This window comes from Streptomyces sp. NBC_00988 (assembly GCF_045162645.1).
Classification (GTDB): domain Bacteria; phylum Actinomycetota; class Actinomycetes; order Streptomycetales; family Streptomycetaceae; genus Streptomyces.
This window is the reverse complement of the sequence record NZ_CP108730.1, coordinates 11,934,682-11,949,262: the sequence shown is the minus strand read 5'-3', so window position 1 is coordinate 11,949,262 and position 14,581 is coordinate 11,934,682. Positions and strand designations below refer to the sequence as shown.

Annotated in this window: 9 protein-coding genes; 2 read left to right on the top strand and 7 right to left on the bottom strand. The window is 70.5% G+C overall.

Annotation, left to right across the window (positions count from 1 at the left end; translation table 11 throughout):
- Window positions 1-224: 224 nt before the first annotated feature.
- From OG496_RS53775 to OG496_RS53760, 4 genes are all read right to left on the bottom strand, one after another.
- Entirely contained in the window at window positions 225-3,221 is a 2,997-nt protein-coding gene (locus OG496_RS53775; RefSeq protein WP_405976291.1) for a helix-turn-helix transcriptional regulator, read from the bottom strand.
- A gap of 421 nt (window positions 3,222-3,642) precedes the next feature.
- Window positions 3,643-5,451, bottom strand: a complete 1,809-nt coding sequence (locus OG496_RS53770; protein ID WP_405976290.1) for a dipeptide ABC transporter ATP-binding protein — start codon at window positions 5,449-5,451, stop codon at window positions 3,643-3,645.
- Window positions 5,448-6,347 (bottom strand): ABC transporter permease, encoded by a 900-nt coding sequence (locus tag OG496_RS53765; protein WP_405976289.1) that lies wholly within the window; start codon window positions 6,345-6,347, stop codon window positions 5,448-5,450. Before OG496_RS53765 ends, OG496_RS53770 begins: the two co-directional genes overlap by 4 nt.
- A complete protein-coding gene (locus tag OG496_RS53760; protein WP_405976880.1) occupies window positions 6,344-7,330 on the bottom strand; it encodes an ABC transporter permease in 987 nt (328 codons plus the stop codon). The genes OG496_RS53765 and OG496_RS53760 overlap by 4 nt, the downstream gene beginning before the upstream one ends.
- Before the next feature lie 161 nt (window positions 7,331-7,491).
- Here OG496_RS53760 and OG496_RS53755 point away from each other — a divergent pair, with 161 nt between their 5' ends.
- On the top strand, window positions 7,492-9,177 hold the full coding sequence (locus OG496_RS53755; protein ID WP_405976288.1) for an ABC transporter family substrate-binding protein: 1,686 nt from the start codon (window positions 7,492-7,494) through the stop codon (window positions 9,175-9,177).
- Window positions 9,178-9,268: 91 nt separating this feature from the next.
- Here OG496_RS53755 and OG496_RS53750 read toward each other — a convergent pair whose 3' ends face one another.
- Together OG496_RS53750 and OG496_RS53745 are read right to left on the bottom strand one after the other, a co-directional pair.
- Entirely contained in the window at window positions 9,269-11,314 is a 2,046-nt protein-coding gene (locus OG496_RS53750) for a family 2A encapsulin nanocompartment cargo protein cysteine desulfurase (RefSeq protein WP_405976287.1), read from the bottom strand.
- Window positions 11,315-11,316: 2 nt separating this feature from the next.
- Entirely contained in the window at window positions 11,317-12,255 is a 939-nt protein-coding gene (locus OG496_RS53745) for a family 2A encapsulin nanocompartment shell protein (RefSeq protein ID WP_405976286.1), read from the bottom strand.
- Window positions 12,256-12,441: 186 nt separating this feature from the next.
- On the opposite strand from OG496_RS53745, the gene OG496_RS53740 reads away from it, so the two are divergent.
- Window positions 12,442-13,344: a LysR family transcriptional regulator gene (locus OG496_RS53740; protein ID WP_405976285.1), complete on the top strand. Its 903-nt coding sequence runs from the start codon at window positions 12,442-12,444 to the stop codon at window positions 13,342-13,344.
- 109 nt (window positions 13,345-13,453) lie between these two features.
- Here OG496_RS53740 and OG496_RS53735 read toward each other — a convergent pair whose 3' ends face one another.
- The gene (locus tag OG496_RS53735; protein WP_366495696.1) at window positions 13,454-14,482 is read right to left on the bottom strand and encodes a helix-turn-helix transcriptional regulator; all 1,029 of its coding nucleotides are present in this window, start codon (window positions 14,480-14,482) and stop codon (window positions 13,454-13,456) included.
- Between the last annotated feature and the right edge of the window lie 99 nt (window positions 14,483-14,581).

Below are 14,581 nucleotides of genomic sequence, written 5' to 3'. Positions count from 1 at the left end.
TTCTCCGGCGGGCAGCACGTCGATGTGCTCCCATGCCGACACCGGCGGGACTGTCGGCGCCGTCCCAACGGGCGCTCGGTGCGCCGGACTTCGGTTCGGGGGGTGTGCTGCTCATCCGATGGATGGACGCCCTTCCGGTCATGCCCAGGTGCAGGCCGGCTCGGGGATCGTGCGCGCACTAAGTATCGATGGTCGCCGCGTGTCCTCGCGATGGGGCGGATGACCTAAAGATCGGAGCGCGCGCCGGTGACGTGGCCTTCCGGCGGGGTGATTCCGGCCTGTGTGAGGGTGACCGCGAGTGCGGTGCGCGAGGTCACTCCGTATTTGCGCATCGCGGAGTTCAGTTGCGCGGCAACGGTCTTCGGGGATCGGGAGAGTTCTCGTGCGATGGCCGGGTTGGTCAGACCGGTGAGCATCAGCCGGGCCACTTCCAGCTCGCGTGGGGACAGTTGGTCGCCGTAGCCGCGCCGTCCGCCGCGCCATACCTGTCGTACGGGCGCCCCGGCCGCGCGAAGCGCGAGGTGTATCCGGTCGGCGTCCGTCCGGGCTCCCAGAGCCGTGAATCCGGCCTGCGCGTGGGCGAGTTCGGTCAGTCCGGTGTCCCGGTCCCCCGCTGTCAGCAGGCAGCCGGCCCGGCGTTCGGCCGCCAGCAGTGCCTCATACGGCCGGGGCAGGCGCTGCCAGGCGGTGACGGCCCGGCCGAAGGCGGCAGCTGCCTCGGCGCTGCGGCCTTCTCCTTGTGCCAGCGTTCCGCGACACGTCTCCAGGGCCGCGTCCGCTGCCGGCAGGTTCCTGCCGTGGAGCCCTTCGGCCAGGTCCGCGACGAACCGCCGTGCCTGGTCCGGCCGTTCGACCGCGAGTAGCGCGCCGGTGCGTACCGGTGCGAACTCGGTGGCCCACAGCCAGATGTTCTTGCGGGCCACGACGGCGGCCGGTCCCTCCGTCAGCTCCAGCGCCTCGGCGGCCGCCCCCTCGGCGAGCCGGATCCGTGCCAGGGCGGCCGCGGGCTCCAGCGGCAGATCCACGATGCCGCGTCGCAGCCCCGCGTCGAGCACTTGGCGCAGCCGCTCTTCGGCGGTCCCGATCCCGCCTTCGGTCACCGCCGCGGGGCCGGGATCCGCTCCGTGGCCGCCGACCGCCCCGTCCAGCAGAGCCGTGATCAGCAGGGCGTCCAGCTGAAGCAGGGGTTCCTCGTCCACCGCTGCCAGGGCGGCGGCTCGCTCGGCCAGTCCGTCCCAGGCGCCGGTGAACCAGTCCAGGTGCACCAGCGTCACCAGGATCATGTCGTGGAGCCGCTGGTACCCGTGCTGTTCGGCCCTGGCCAGCGCAGTCGTCAGCAGCTGTCTGGCCTCGTCGTAGCGGCCCCAACGCATGGCCCCGTTGCCGATGTTGAGTCCGCTGCGGGCCAGCTGCATCATTCCTTCCGAGGTCGCCGCGGTGTCGGGGAGTTCCGCGGCCACGGCCCAGCCGGCGTCGTCGCCCATGTCGAGCAAGGAGGTTGCCCGGTCCACCACCAGTGCCAGCCGCTGGTCCGTCGTCATCGGAAGCCGGGCCGCGTCGGCCGCTCGGTCCAGCCAACGGCGGTGCTCCCCGGCGGACATCAGGGTGCTCGGCGGGCTGCCGAGGGTGTTCATCGCCCAGGCGGCCTGGAACGGTTCGCCGGCCAGATCCGGCAGTGCCCTCTCCAGTTCCGCCGCGCCGGCCGCGTACTCGCCCGCGTGCAGCAGCATCCGCCCCAGCTGGGTGCGGACGGCCGCGCGGTCGTGCGGGGCGAGCGCCTCTGTGTCCAGCACCCTGCGCAGCGCGCGGGTCAGATCGCCGCGGCCCACGAGCCCGTTGAAGGCCAGGACCGGCATCTTCTGTGCCCACCGGGCCACCGAGGCGGCGGGCGGATCGCTCTCGGTGAGCAGCTCGTGCAGCAGTCCGACGGCGGTGCGGTGGTCCCCGGAGGCCAGAGCGAGGTCCGCGGTCCGTTCGGCGTACTGACGCCACCGCCCGGTGTCGCCCGCCTCTCGGTAGTGGTGGGCGAGCCGGGCCACCGGCTGCGGTGTCACGGCCCGCAGTGAGCGGCCCGCCTCTCGGTGCAGGGCTCGGCGGTCGGGCGCGGGCGTCATGTCGTAGACCGCACGGGCGGCCAGCGCGTGCCGGAAACTGACCCGGCCGACACGGTCCTCGCCGAGCAGTCCGCTGCGTACGGCGGCGTCCACGGCCTGGCCGACAACGTTGTTCGGGAGCCCGCTCACTGTCGCGAGGACGGCCGGGCCGACCGGTTCGGCGAGCACGGAGGCGGCCTGCAGCACGCGTTGTGCGACCGGGGTGAGGCGCGCGGCGCGCTCGGCGACCGCGTCCCGGATGGTGGGCGGCACAGCGATGTCGGCCAGCGTCCTGCGCACCCACTCGCCGTCGCGCCGGACCAGATCGGCCCGGTCGCGCAGCAGCCGGACGGACTCCTCGATCGCCAGCGGCACACCGTCGGTCCGCTCCTGGAGGAAGGACGCGAATGCCTCGGAGACGTGTTCCCCGTCCAGCATCGACGACATCAACTCGGCGGTCTGTGGCACGTCCAGTGCGCCAAGACGGATCCGTACGTACCCGGTGCCGGCCGGGGGCCGGGAGGTCAGCCGCATCAGCGCGGACTCCGGCGGCACGTCCTCGGGACGGTAGGTCAGCACCAGGCTCATCCGGCGGGAGCGCCGGGAGGCGAGGAACAGCAGGAAGTCCAGGGTGGCCTCGTCGGCCCAGTGGACGTCCTCCAGGACCAGCACGCCGACGTCCATGGCGTCCAGCAGCTCGGCCAGTGCGCGGAAGAGCCGGTGCCGGGCGGCGCCTGCGTCCGACAGTGTCTCGGGGGCCGGCGGCAGGTCCTGCGCCCACTCGGGGAACAGCGGCCGCAGCACCCCGGCGAGGGGGGTGAGGGCCAGCTCCGCCACGTCGGGCCGGGCATCACGGGCGGCATCGACGACCGGGCCCAGGGTGAGGGCCTCCCGGAACGGAGGGCACAGGGCGGCCAGCGGCCGTCGGGCGGCGATACCGGGCTCGTCCAGTGCCTCCTGGACGAGTCTGCTCTTGCCGATTCCGGCCTCGCCCTCGACGAGCACCGCGGCCGGTGGCCGGGCCAAGGCGTCTGTCAGCCGGTGCAGTTCGGCCGCTCGGCCGACGAATCGCGGAGCGCTGACGCCGGGCGGCACGCGCGGGAGGCTGTCCTCCGCGGAGCGCTCCATCCGACCGCCTTCCCCGCCCCGCCCGGGGTCTGCGCGACCCGGGCGCCGGCTGCCCGTGCGGGCCTCGACATCGCAGCATGCCACGATCGCCGTACTGACCGCGCCCGGGCGGGCCAACTTCTGCCGTTCCATACAGTTCTGAGGCAGCGTCAGTTATTGACGGATCGTCAAACACGTGCCATCGCCGTTGTGGTGCACCGTCGCCACCGCGGCGGCCAGGTCGCCGCCGGCCACGTCCACGACCGGGTGGCGTTCGCACTCGATCCATCGCCGTCTGCCCCCGAAGCCGAGGCTCAGGCACCCCCTCACGTGGGAGTCCACGAGCCCACGCCCCGGGCACGCAGGGAAGGTGATCCTCCGGGACGACAGGAGTGCCCGGGCCCACGACGGCCCGCACCACGACGACCGTCTCGGACCCGCCCTAGGAAGGCAGGACAACCTCCCGTACACGCGGGAAGTGGCAGGCCGCCCCGTCCCCGTCGAGCAGCGGAACCTCCTGGTCGCACCGTTTCCGCTCCCCCTCCCCCAGCTGCGGGTGGAGCGGGCAGCGCGCCCGGAACCGGCAGCCGTCGTAGCGTCGCGTCGGGCTGGGCGGGTCCCCGGCGAGCAGGATGCGCGACCGCTGCCGTGCCCGCTCACGTGCCGGGTCCGGCAGGGGTACGGCGGAGAGGAGTGCCTGGGTGTAGGGATGCCGGGGTCGCTCGAAGACCTCGTCGACCGGGCCGGCCTCGACCGTGCGCCCGAGGTAGACCACACTCACGCGGTCGGCGATGTTCCGTACGACGGACAGGTCGTGGGAGACGAAGAGATAGGCGAGGCCCAGCTCCTCCTTCAGGCGTTGCAGCAGTTCGAGCACGCCGGCCTGGACGGAGACGTCGAGGGCCGACACCGGTTCGTCGAGGACGAGCAGTTCGGGTTCGACGGACAGCGCGCGGGCGATGCCGATGCGCTGCCGCTGGCCGCCGGAGAACTCGTGCGGGTAGCGCTCCGCGTGTGCCGGGTCGAGGCCGACCTGGGTGAGGAGTTCGGGCACGCGGCGGCCGGTCGTCGCCCGGTCGGCGCCCTGGGTGCGCAGCGGCTCGGCGACGATGTCCCCCACGGGCATCCGTGGGTCGAGGGAGGCCATCGGGTCCTGGAAGACGATCTGGACGCGGCGGCGCAGGGCTTTCGCCTCCGCCTTGCCGAGCCCGGCGAGGTCCCTGCCGAACAGCTCGATCGATCCGCCTTCGGGGCGGGCCAGTTCGAGCAGTTCGAAGAGGGTCGTCGACTTCCCTGACCCCGATTCGCCGACGAGGGCGAGCGTCTCGCCGCGTCGGATGTCGAGGTCGACGCCGTCGACGGCGTACACGGAGCCGATCCGGCGTTTGAAGGCGGTCCCTTTGAGGAGGGGGAAGGTTCTGGTGAGTCCGCGGACCTTCAACACCGTTTCGCCGGTGGGTGGTTGGGGTGCGCGTGGGGTGTCCATCCGGGGTACGGCGGCCAACAGCCGTTTCGTGTACGGCTCCTGGGGCTGTTCGAAGACGTCGACGGCTGTGCCCGATTCGACGACCCGTCCCTCGTGCATCACGGCCACCCGGTCGGCCGTCCCGGCGATGACACCGAGGTCGTGGCTGACCAGGAGTACCGCGGCCCCGGTCTCGCGCCGCGCGGTGCGCAGGACGTCGAGCACCTGCGCCTGGATGGTGACGTCGAGGGCGGTGGTCGGTTCGTCGGCGAGGATGATGTCGGGGTCGTTGGCCATCGCCATGGCGATCATCGCGCGCTGGCGCATGCCGCCGGAGAACTCGTGCGGGAACGCCCGTGCGCGCAGGGCGGGTTCGGGGATCCCTACGAGGTCGAGCAGTTCGACCGATCGCTTCAGGGCCTGTTCTCGGGAGACGTCCTGGTGGGCGCGTACCGCCTCGGCGATCTGGTCGCCGATCCGGTAGACGGGGGTGAACGCGGACAACGGGTCCTGGAACACCATGGCGACTCGGCTGCCGCGAACCGTCGTGAGCTGCCGCTCCGGGGCGCCGACGAGTTCCTGACCGTCGAGCCGTACGGATCCGCGTACCGTCGCGTTGCCCGGGAGCAGGCCGAGTACGGCGAGCGCGGTCGCGGACTTGCCGGAGCCCGACTCGCCGACGAGGCCGAGGACTTCACCGCGTTCGAGGGTGAGACCGACCCCGCGTACGGCGGGTCGTCCGTCGAAGTCGACGTCCAGTTCGGTGACTTGGAGCAGCGGGCTCATCGGGAGGCGCCTTTCGAGGTGGGGTCCAGCGCGTCCCGCAGCCCGTCGCCCACGAGGTTCACCGCCAGGACGAACACGACCAGCAGTCCGGCCGCGAAGAAGAACATCCAGGGGTAGGTGACCGCGGCGCTCGTCCCGTCGGCGATCAGCGTGCCGAGTGAGACATCGGGCGGCTGGACGCCGAAGCCGAAGTACGACAGCGCGGTCTCGCTCATCACGGCGCCGCCGACCTGGATGGTCGCGTCGATGATGAGGAAGGAGGCCACGTTGGGCAGCACGTGCCGCCAGATGATCCGGAACGGGCCGACGCCCATGTACCGCGCGGCGCGCACGAATTCGCGCTCTTTGAGGGAGAGCGTCATGGACCGCACGACCCGGGCGGTGATCATCCAGGCGAAGAGTCCGAGCAGTCCGACCAGGGCGAACCAGCCGCTGGAGTTCAGCCGGGGCGAGACGATCGCGATGATCAGGAAGGAGGGGAAGACCAGCAGCAGGTCGACGAGGAACATGAGGAGCCGGTCGGTCCAGCCGCCGAAGTATCCGGCGCAGGCGCCGACGAGCGAGGCGAGCCCGGTGGCCAGTACGGCGACGAGCAGTCCGATGACGAGGGACTTCTGCAGGCCGCGCACGGTCTGCGCGAACACGTCCTGGCCGATGCGGTTGGTGCCCCACCAGTGGTCGGCGTCGGGGGCGGCCCGCAGCGCGGTGTAGTCGATGTGGCTGTAGGACCAGGGGGTGACGTAGGGACCGACGAAGGCCAGCAGGAACAGCAGTACCAGGACGGCGGCTCCGGCGAGGGCGGTGCGGTTGCGCAGGAAGCGGCGCAGGACGACGGTGGCGCGGCCGGCGGGCGGGGCGGCGACGGGTGCCTCTTCGGCGATGAGGGGCGTGGTCATGACGCCTGCCGGATGCGCGGGTCGAGCGCGGCGTGCAGGACGTCGGCGAGGAATCCGGAGAGCAGCACGGTGACGGCGGCGAAGAGGTTCACGGCGACCACGGAGTTCACGTCGTTCTTGCCGATCGACGCGACGAACCACTCCCCCATGCCGTGCCAGCCGAAGATCGTCTCCGTGAAGATGGCGCCGGTGAACAGCGCGAGGAATCCGTAGGAGAAGTAGGTCGACATGGGGATGAGGGCCGTCCGCAGTCCGTGTCTGAGGAAGACCGTGCGGCGGGCGAGGCCCTTGGCCCGCGTGGTGCGCAGATAGTCCGAGCCGAGGACGTCGAGCATCGTGTTGCGCTGGTAGCGGCTGTAGCTCGCGACGGCGAAGAGGGCGACGGAGAGGGTGGGCAGGAGCAGGTGCACGCTCCGGTCCTCGATGACGGTCCAGAGGCCGCCGGTCACGCCGGGGCTCTTCTCTCCCGTGAACTGGATCAGGTCCGTGCCGGTGGTCTGGTTGAACCAGATTGCGCCGGTCTTGAGGAGAATCGCCAGCAGGAACACGGGAGTTGAGAGCAGTGCGAAGGAGGCGAGGGTGACGGCCCGGTCGCTGAACCGGTACTGCCGTACGGCCGTCCAGGCCCCGACGAGTACGCCCGCGACCGTGCCGAACACGGTCCCGGCGAGCAGCAGCCGCAGGCTGACGCCGAGTCTGCGGCCGAACTCGGCGTCGACGGAGGTGCCGTCGATGGTCTCGCCGAGGTCGCCGCGCACCGCGTGTCCGAGCCAGCGCAGGAAGCGGTTCAGCAGCGGGGTGCGGTCGTTGACGCCGATCTCGTCGAGATGGTGGTTCACCGAGGCCACGGGGATGGGCGGCTGCCGGCCGGCGTAGTACTCGCGCGGGTGGAGCGCGAGCGAGGCCAGCAGGTAGGAGAGGCAGACGGCGGCCAGGAGCAACAGGGCGTAGTAGCCGAGTCGTTTGGCCAGGTAGGCGGGCACAGAAGAAATGGTCCAGGCGTCTTGTTGCCACATCATGAAGAGAACATGTCAGGTGTCCAGGAGGTCTCCCCCGGGGGTCGTAGGCCGCTCTACGTTCGGTGCATCCACCTGACGTCCCGGCGCGCCCACCGATGACCACCGGCCTCACGAAGGACACCGACATGCGACAGACCTCCGCCGCAGCCTGGATCGCCGCCTCCGCGGCCACCGCGTTGCTGGTGACCGGCTGCGGCTCCTCCGGCGACGGCAAACCCGTCGCGCAGCGGAGCGCGGCCCCGGCCGGCAGCCAGGAGATCAACGCCCGTCCGCCGAGCGACGTCCAGCAGGGCGGCACCCTCAAGCTGGCGATCTCGCAGTGGATCGCGGACTACAACCGCTACACCGCCAACGGCAACCAGGGCGACGCGACGGACATCAACGAACTCGTGGAGCCCCGGCTGTTCTGGGCGGACGCCCAGGGCGAGTCCCACCCCGACACGGACTTCCTGCTCTCCGCCTCGGTGACCTCGACCAGCCCGCAGACGGTCGTCTACAAGCTCAACCCCAAGGCCAAGTGGTCCGACGGAAAGGCCATCGGCTGGCGGGACTTCGAGGCCCTGTGGACAGCGAACAACGGCACGGACAAGGCGTACGAGGCCGCCGACACCTCCGGCTACGAACAGATCGGCAAGGTCGAACAGGGCGCCGACGCCCACCAGGTCAAGGTCACCTTCTCCACCCCCTACGCCGACTGGAAGCACCTGTTCAACCCACTGCTGCCGGCCGCCGGGATCGACACCCCGGACAAGTTCAACAAGGGCTGGACGCAGCGGATCCCGATCACCTCGAACGCCTTCAAGATCTCCTCGTACGACAGGACGGCCCAGACCGTCACGGCGGTCCCTGACCCCAACTGGTGGGGAACGAAGCCCAAGTTGGACTCGATCGTCTTCCGCGCCCTGGACTACTCCGCCTGGACGGACGCCTACCTCAACAAGGAGATCGACTCCGCGAGCGCGCTCCTGCCCGAGGACTACAAACGGCTGTACAAGGCGCCCGGCACCGACATCCGCGTCGGCGCCCGCTGGGACGAGGTGCACATCGAGTTCAACGGCGCACGCGGCCCGCTCAAGGACGTCCGTGTCCGCCAGGCCCTCCAGCACGCCATCGACCGCACGTCCATCGCCGCCGCCTTCGGCAAGGACCTCCCCGTCCAACTGAAGCCGTACGGAAGCCACTTCTTCATGCCCAACCAGGCCGGCTACCAGGACAACTCCGGTACCTACGGCACGTACGACGTAAAGAAGGCGGGCGAGCTGCTGGACGCGGCGGGCTGGAAGCTCCAGGCCGGCAAGCGGGTCAAGGGCGGCAAGCAGCTCACCCTCGGCTACACGCTCAGCGCCGGCTCCACCTCCGCGCAGGTGGACCAGTCGGAGCTGGTGCAGGCGCAGTTGGCGCAGGTCGGGATCAAGCTGAACATCGTGAAGGTGCCGTCGAACGACTACTTCTCCAAGTACGTCACGATCGGCAACTTCGAACTGACGAGCTTCCGTTGGGTCGACCAGATCTTCCGCTCCCAGGCGTACCCGATCTACCGCGAGCCGTCCGGCAGGAACCTCTACCAGAACTACGGTTCCGTCGGCTCCCCCGCGATCGACGCCCTGCTGAAGAAGGCCACCGAGACCACGGACACCACCGAGGCGAACAAGCTCTACAACGAGGCCGACGCCAAGATCTGGGCACTGGGCCACTCCATCCCGGTCTACCAGCGCCCCCAGGTCCTCGCCGTCCGCTCGAACCTCGCCAACTACGGCGCAAACGGCCTCGCCGACGTGGACTACACGAAGGTCGGCTGGCTCAAGAAGTGACCCGCCGGACGATGGACCGGCCTGCGTCGTGCCGGTACGGCGGAGACCTCGGACAGGTCTCCGCCGTACCGGTTCAGGAGGTGCGTGCGAACTAGCGGCGCCCGCCGCGGCGGTCCGCGAGCCGGTGGACCGCCGCGATCAGCGTGTCCACCTCATCGTGCGTGTTGTAGAAGGCGAACGACGGCCGGACGGTGGCCTCCAGTCCGTACCGGCGCAGGATCGGCTGCGCGCAGTGGTGGCCCGAACGGACCGCGATGCCTTCCTCGTTGAGCGCGGTGCCGACCTCGGCGGGCTCGTAGCCGTCCAGGACGAACGACACGATGCTCGCCTTGTTCGGGGCCGTGCCTACCAGCCGGAGTCCGGGCACACCGCGCAGGCCTTCGGTGGCGTGCTCAACGAGGGTGTGCTCGTAGGCGGCGATGTTCGGCAGGCCGACGCGCTCGACGTAGTCGATGGCCGCGGCCAGCCCCACCGCGTCGGCGATGTTGCCGGTACCGGCCTCGAACCGGCCCGGCGGCGGCTGGAAGGTGGACCGCTCGAAGGTCACGTCGGTGATCATGTTGCCGCCGCCCTCCCACGGCGGCATGTCCTCAAGTACCTCGCGTTTGGCGTAGAGCACCCCGATCCCGGTCGGTCCGAACAGCTTGTGCCCCGAGAAGACGAGGAAGTCGGCGTCCAGTGCCCTGACGTCGATCGGCAGGTGCGGGACCGACTGTGCCGCGTCGACCAGCACGCGCGCCCCGGCCCGGTGTCCGATCCCGATGATCTGCTCGACCGGTACGACGGTGCCGAGCGCGTTGGACATCTGGGTGACCGCCACCAGCTTGGTCCGCTCCGACAGGAGCGCGGTGTACTCGTCGAGCAGCAACTGACCGCTGTCGTCGACCGGGATCACCTTGATCACGGCACCGGTCTGCTCCGCGAGCATCTGCCAGGGCACGATGTTGGCGTGGTGCTCCAGGTGGGAGAGCACGATCTCGTCGCCCGCGCGGATGTGCGCGGGACCCCATGCCTTGGCGACCAGGTTGATCGCCTCGGTGGTGCCCCGGACGAACACGATCTCCTCGGCGGAACCGGCCCCGACGAACCGGGCGACGGTCTTCCGGGCGCCCTCGTAGGCGTCGGTCGCCCGGGCGGCCAGTTCATGCGCCGCGCGGTGGATGTTGGAGTTCTCCCGCGAGTAGAACTCCACCAGCCGGTCGATCACGGCCTGCGGCTTCTGCGTGGTCGCCGCGTTGTCCAGCCAGATCAGCGGACGGCCGTTGACCAGCTCGGACAGGATCGGGAAGTCCCGGCGGACCGCCTGCACGTCGAAGGCCGGGTGTTGGTCGACCGGCAGTCCCAACGGCGCGCCGGACACGTCGGGTTCCTGGACGAAGTAGTACGGCGCGGTCGTCGCGGTCGGTGACATGAGGTCGGGAAGCGGCGGCAGCCCGAGGTGCCCGAAGCCGGGGAGCTCCGGCGCCTGGGCGGGGTACCCGGCTGCCTCCGTGAGGAAGTAGTACGGCCCGGGGTCCGGGAGTCGGGCCGGTGCGGCCGGCGATGGGGCGGGTGGTGAGGCTGGAGGTACCGGCGGGGCCGGTGGCTCCGGGGTGGGTCCGGCGGCGCCGGGCGCACCCACCGCATAGGGGCTCGCCATGAACGTGGCCGGGGCGCTGGTCGGTGGCGGCCCGGACGGCGGGCTCATTCCGGCGGTCGGCGCCGGGGGCGGCGGGTCCATGGAGGGGAGGCCGGTCGGCACGGGAGGAAGCGGGTCCGCAGTCGGCGTGCCGGTGGACAGCACGGAAGCGGATTCGGCAGCAGGCAGGCCGGTTGGCACCGCAGGCGCGAAATCCGCCGTCGGCGCTCCGGCCGGCTGGGCAGGGAACGGGCCCGGGGCCGGCGGACCGGTGGGCACCGCAGGAACGGACTGCGCAGCCGACGGCCCCGCAGGCGCCGTAGGAGAAGAGTCCGCGAGCGGCAGGCCGGTGGGCGTCGGCCACTCCGGCCGGCCGTCGAAGGCCGGAGTCGGCGCCTCCGCGTCCCCCGCATGGCCGGGGAGTGCTCGGAAGAACTCCCCGGCCATGCGGCTCAGCGTCTCCTCGTCCGGCAGCCATGCCGGGGCGGCTTCGTTACCGGTGGGTGAGGGCGTGGTCATGGCTACCGGTAACTCGGCGCGTAGTCATGGAACTTGTCCACCTCGACGTCGTCGAGCACGGCGAGCGCGTCCTCGGTGAGTACCGCGAGCGAGCAGTACAGGGAGATCAGGTAGGAGGCGATGGCGCTGCGGTCGATCTGCATGAAGCGCACCGACAGGCCCATCCCCTGCTCGCCCGAGAGCCCGGGCTGGAACAGTCCGACCACGCCCTGGCGCGACTCGCCGGTGCGCAGCAGGATGAACTTCGTCTTCCCGTTCTCCAGCGGGACCTTGTCCGACGGGATGATCGGCAGTCCGCGCCAGGTCAGGAACTGCGAGCCGAACATGCTGACCGTGGCCGGCGGTACACCGCGCCGGGTGCACTCCCTGCCGAACGCGGCGATCCCCTCGGGATGGGTGAGGAAGAAGGCCGGCTGCTTCCACACCTTCGTGATGAGGGCGTCCAGGTCGTCCGGCGTCGGCGGCCCCGCCAACGTGGAGATCCGCTGCGTCTCCGCCGCGCTGGCCAGCATCCCGTACTCCGGGCTGTTGATCAGCTCGCCCTCCTGATGCTCCTTCACCGCCTCGATGGTCAGCCGCAGTTGCTGTGCGGTCTGGTTGTGCGGGCTGGAGTAGAGGTCGGAGATCCGGGTGTGGAGGTCCAGGACCGTCTGGACGGCCTTGAGCCGGTACTCGCGGGGTTCGCGTTCGTAGTCGACGAAGGTGTCCGGCAGCGGCGACTCGTCGTAGTTGTCGCACTCGATGCGCACCGACTCGGGGTGAACGACCTTGTTCACCCGGTAGATGCCGGCCTCGACCGGGACCCAGGACATCAGATGCACCAGCCAGCGAGGCGTGATGGAGCTCATCTGGGGAACGGTCTTGGTGGCGTTCGCGAGGGTTCGCGCCGCGCTGTCGCTCACCGACATCGATCGCGACGGTGGATTCACAGCCGTGGTCATGCGGCATCTCCTTTCCGCGCCCGGAGGCCGGGCACGCGTGACGGGGTGAGATCACCGGCGGTCACCGACGGGAAGGTGTGCGGCCGCGATCTCTCGCACCCACTATCGATTCACCGTCGCAGTAGGTCCGGTAATGGTCCAATGCGTGTTTTCGAGGCCGTCATCGACGCGGTCTATGATTCGCAAATGATCGACTTGAGTCGGTTGCGTGTATTGGTCGCCGTCGCCCGCGAGGGTTCGATCACGGCGGCCGCCGAGGCACTGCACTACGCGCAGCCGTCGGTGAGCCATCAACTCGCCAAGCTCGAGGCCGAGGTCGGCATGCCGCTGTTGCAGCGGATGGGGCGCGGTATCCGGCTCACCGAGGCCGGCCGGCTGCTGGTGGACCGCGCCGAGTCGATCCTCGCGCAGGTCGAATCGGTGCACGCGGAACTGGACGAGCTGGCCGGACTGCGCACCGGCCGGGTCCGACTGGCCGCGTTTCCCTCGGCGTTGGCCACCCTGGTGCCGCTCGCCGCCGCCCGCGTCTCCGACCGGCATCCCGGTATCGAGCTGACCCTGCGCGAGGCCGAACCACCGGACGCGCTCAACGCCCTGCGCAACAACGACGTCGACGTGGCGCTGGTCTTCGAGCACGGCGACCCGCCCCAGCGCGATCGCCGCGACACCACCATGACGCCGCTGCTCGACGAACCGTTGTACGTGGTCACACCGGCCGACCGCGCGTGGGACGGCCCCCCGGCCGAGCTGGCCACCTACGCCGACACACGGTGGATCGCCGGGTGCGAGCGCTGCCGTGAGCACCTCGTCGCGGCCTGCGGGCGGGCCGGGTTCGAGCCGGTCGTCGAGTTCGAGACCGACGACTACGTCGCCGTACAGGCCCTCGTCGCGGCCGGCCTCGGCGTGAGCCTGCTGCCCGGCCTCACCCTCCTCGCCAACCGGCACCCCGGTGTCCGACTGCACCGCATCGCCGGCATGCGCAGACAGGTCGTGGCCGCGGTGTACGGCAAGCCGCCCGCGTCCCAACCCGCCCAGGTGCTCCTCGACGCACTCGCCGCGACCGTCTCCGAACCGGAGTGGCCGTCCTGACGGCAGGGGCGGGTGTGGTCCGGCTGATACCGAGACAGCTGTCGAAAGTCACGAACAAGGCTTCTGAGCGCACGAGTTGAGAAGTCGAACGTCTCCCTCGACGTCCCGGCTACGCCGCCTTCCGCTCGCCGCCGCGTCCGCGCTGCCCGAGCACATAGCCGGCCTGGAGGCGCGTCCTGGCACCCAACGCGTCCATGAGGTCGGCGATGCGCCGCTGGCAGGTGCGCAGGGAGATGTCCAGACGGCGGGCGATCACCTTGTCTTCGAGACCGTTGAGCAGCATGCGCAGAATGGCCTCGTCGATCAGGGCCGAGGTGGAGCGTGCGCTGTCGTGGTCGTAGCTGCCGTCGAAGGGCCGTGCCTCGTCCCACGCGCCGGTCAGGGTGCGCCGCAGCGCCGCCACCACGGACTGCTCGCGCACCACGCTGAGCCCCGGCCCCTCCCCCACGGGGACCACGGCGACCTCGGCGTCGACGACCAGCAGCCACGCCGGAGCGGGGACGGCCGTACGCACCTGCCCTCCGTCACCGATCAGCGTCTCCACCCGCTCGCGCACCCGGACGTCGAACCGGGCCGCCTCCGGCAACAGCACCCTGAGGAGCTCGGAACGCGTCCCCGCGCACCGCAGCCACCCCCCGCGGTCCAGGTCCGCGGGTTCTTCCCAGGGATCCTGGGTGGGGAGTGAGAAGAGGATCTCCCGCCTCGCCTCGACCGTGATCGTGGTGAGGATCCCCCGCGCGGCTCTGGGGTCCTCGACCCGTTGCACGTGCGGATGCTGGGGCTCGCCCGAGAAGTTCTCCCGGTACACCGGCAGCAGGCTGTGCATCTGCTGCCGCAGCCGCTCCAGTTCGTGCTGCCGCTGGCGCAGCGCCTCGTCCTGTACCGCCAGCAGTTGCAGGGAGGCGGACATCGGGTTGACGGCGACGTAGGCATACGTGCAGCCGTGCACCAGATGCAGGAGCCGCAGCCGTACCAGATCCTCGATGGCCGCGGCTGCCTCCGCCGCGGAGATCCCGAGATCCCGTACGCACCGTTGGATGTCGACGTAGTCGCTCCGTAAGGCGAGCGTATACACGTCGCTGGTCGCGGTGCCCGCCTGCGGGACGTCCGGCAGGTCCGTTATGGCGTCGATGCTCACGGTTCGTCTCCCCCTCGTAATCGTGCCTGACGCAAGTCTGCGGCTGCCCGGCAAGGGCCCCCGCATGGATTCTTCAACAGGAACAGATCTTGCGCCGGA

Bases quoted from the DNA above. Each gene is read 5' to 3' on its own strand.
- OG496_RS53775 (WP_405976291.1), bottom strand. From the start codon at position 3,221: ATGGAGCGCTCCGCGGAGGACAGCCTCCCGCGCGTGCCGCCCGGCGTC.
- OG496_RS53770 (WP_405976290.1), bottom strand. From the start codon at position 5,451: ATGAGCCCGCTGCTCCAAGTCACCGAACTGGACGTCGACTTCGACGGA.
- OG496_RS53765 (WP_405976289.1), bottom strand. From the start codon at position 6,347: ATGACCACGCCCCTCATCGCCGAAGAGGCACCCGTCGCCGCCCCGCCC.
- OG496_RS53755 (WP_405976288.1), top strand. From the start codon at position 7,492: ATGCGACAGACCTCCGCCGCAGCCTGGATCGCCGCCTCCGCGGCCACC.
- OG496_RS53750 (WP_405976287.1), bottom strand. From the start codon at position 11,314: ATGACCACGCCCTCACCCACCGGTAACGAAGCCGCCCCGGCATGGCTG.
- OG496_RS53745 (WP_405976286.1), bottom strand. From the start codon at position 12,255: ATGACCACGGCTGTGAATCCACCGTCGCGATCGATGTCGGTGAGCGAC.
- OG496_RS53740 (WP_405976285.1), top strand. From the start codon at position 12,442: ATGATCGACTTGAGTCGGTTGCGTGTATTGGTCGCCGTCGCCCGCGAG.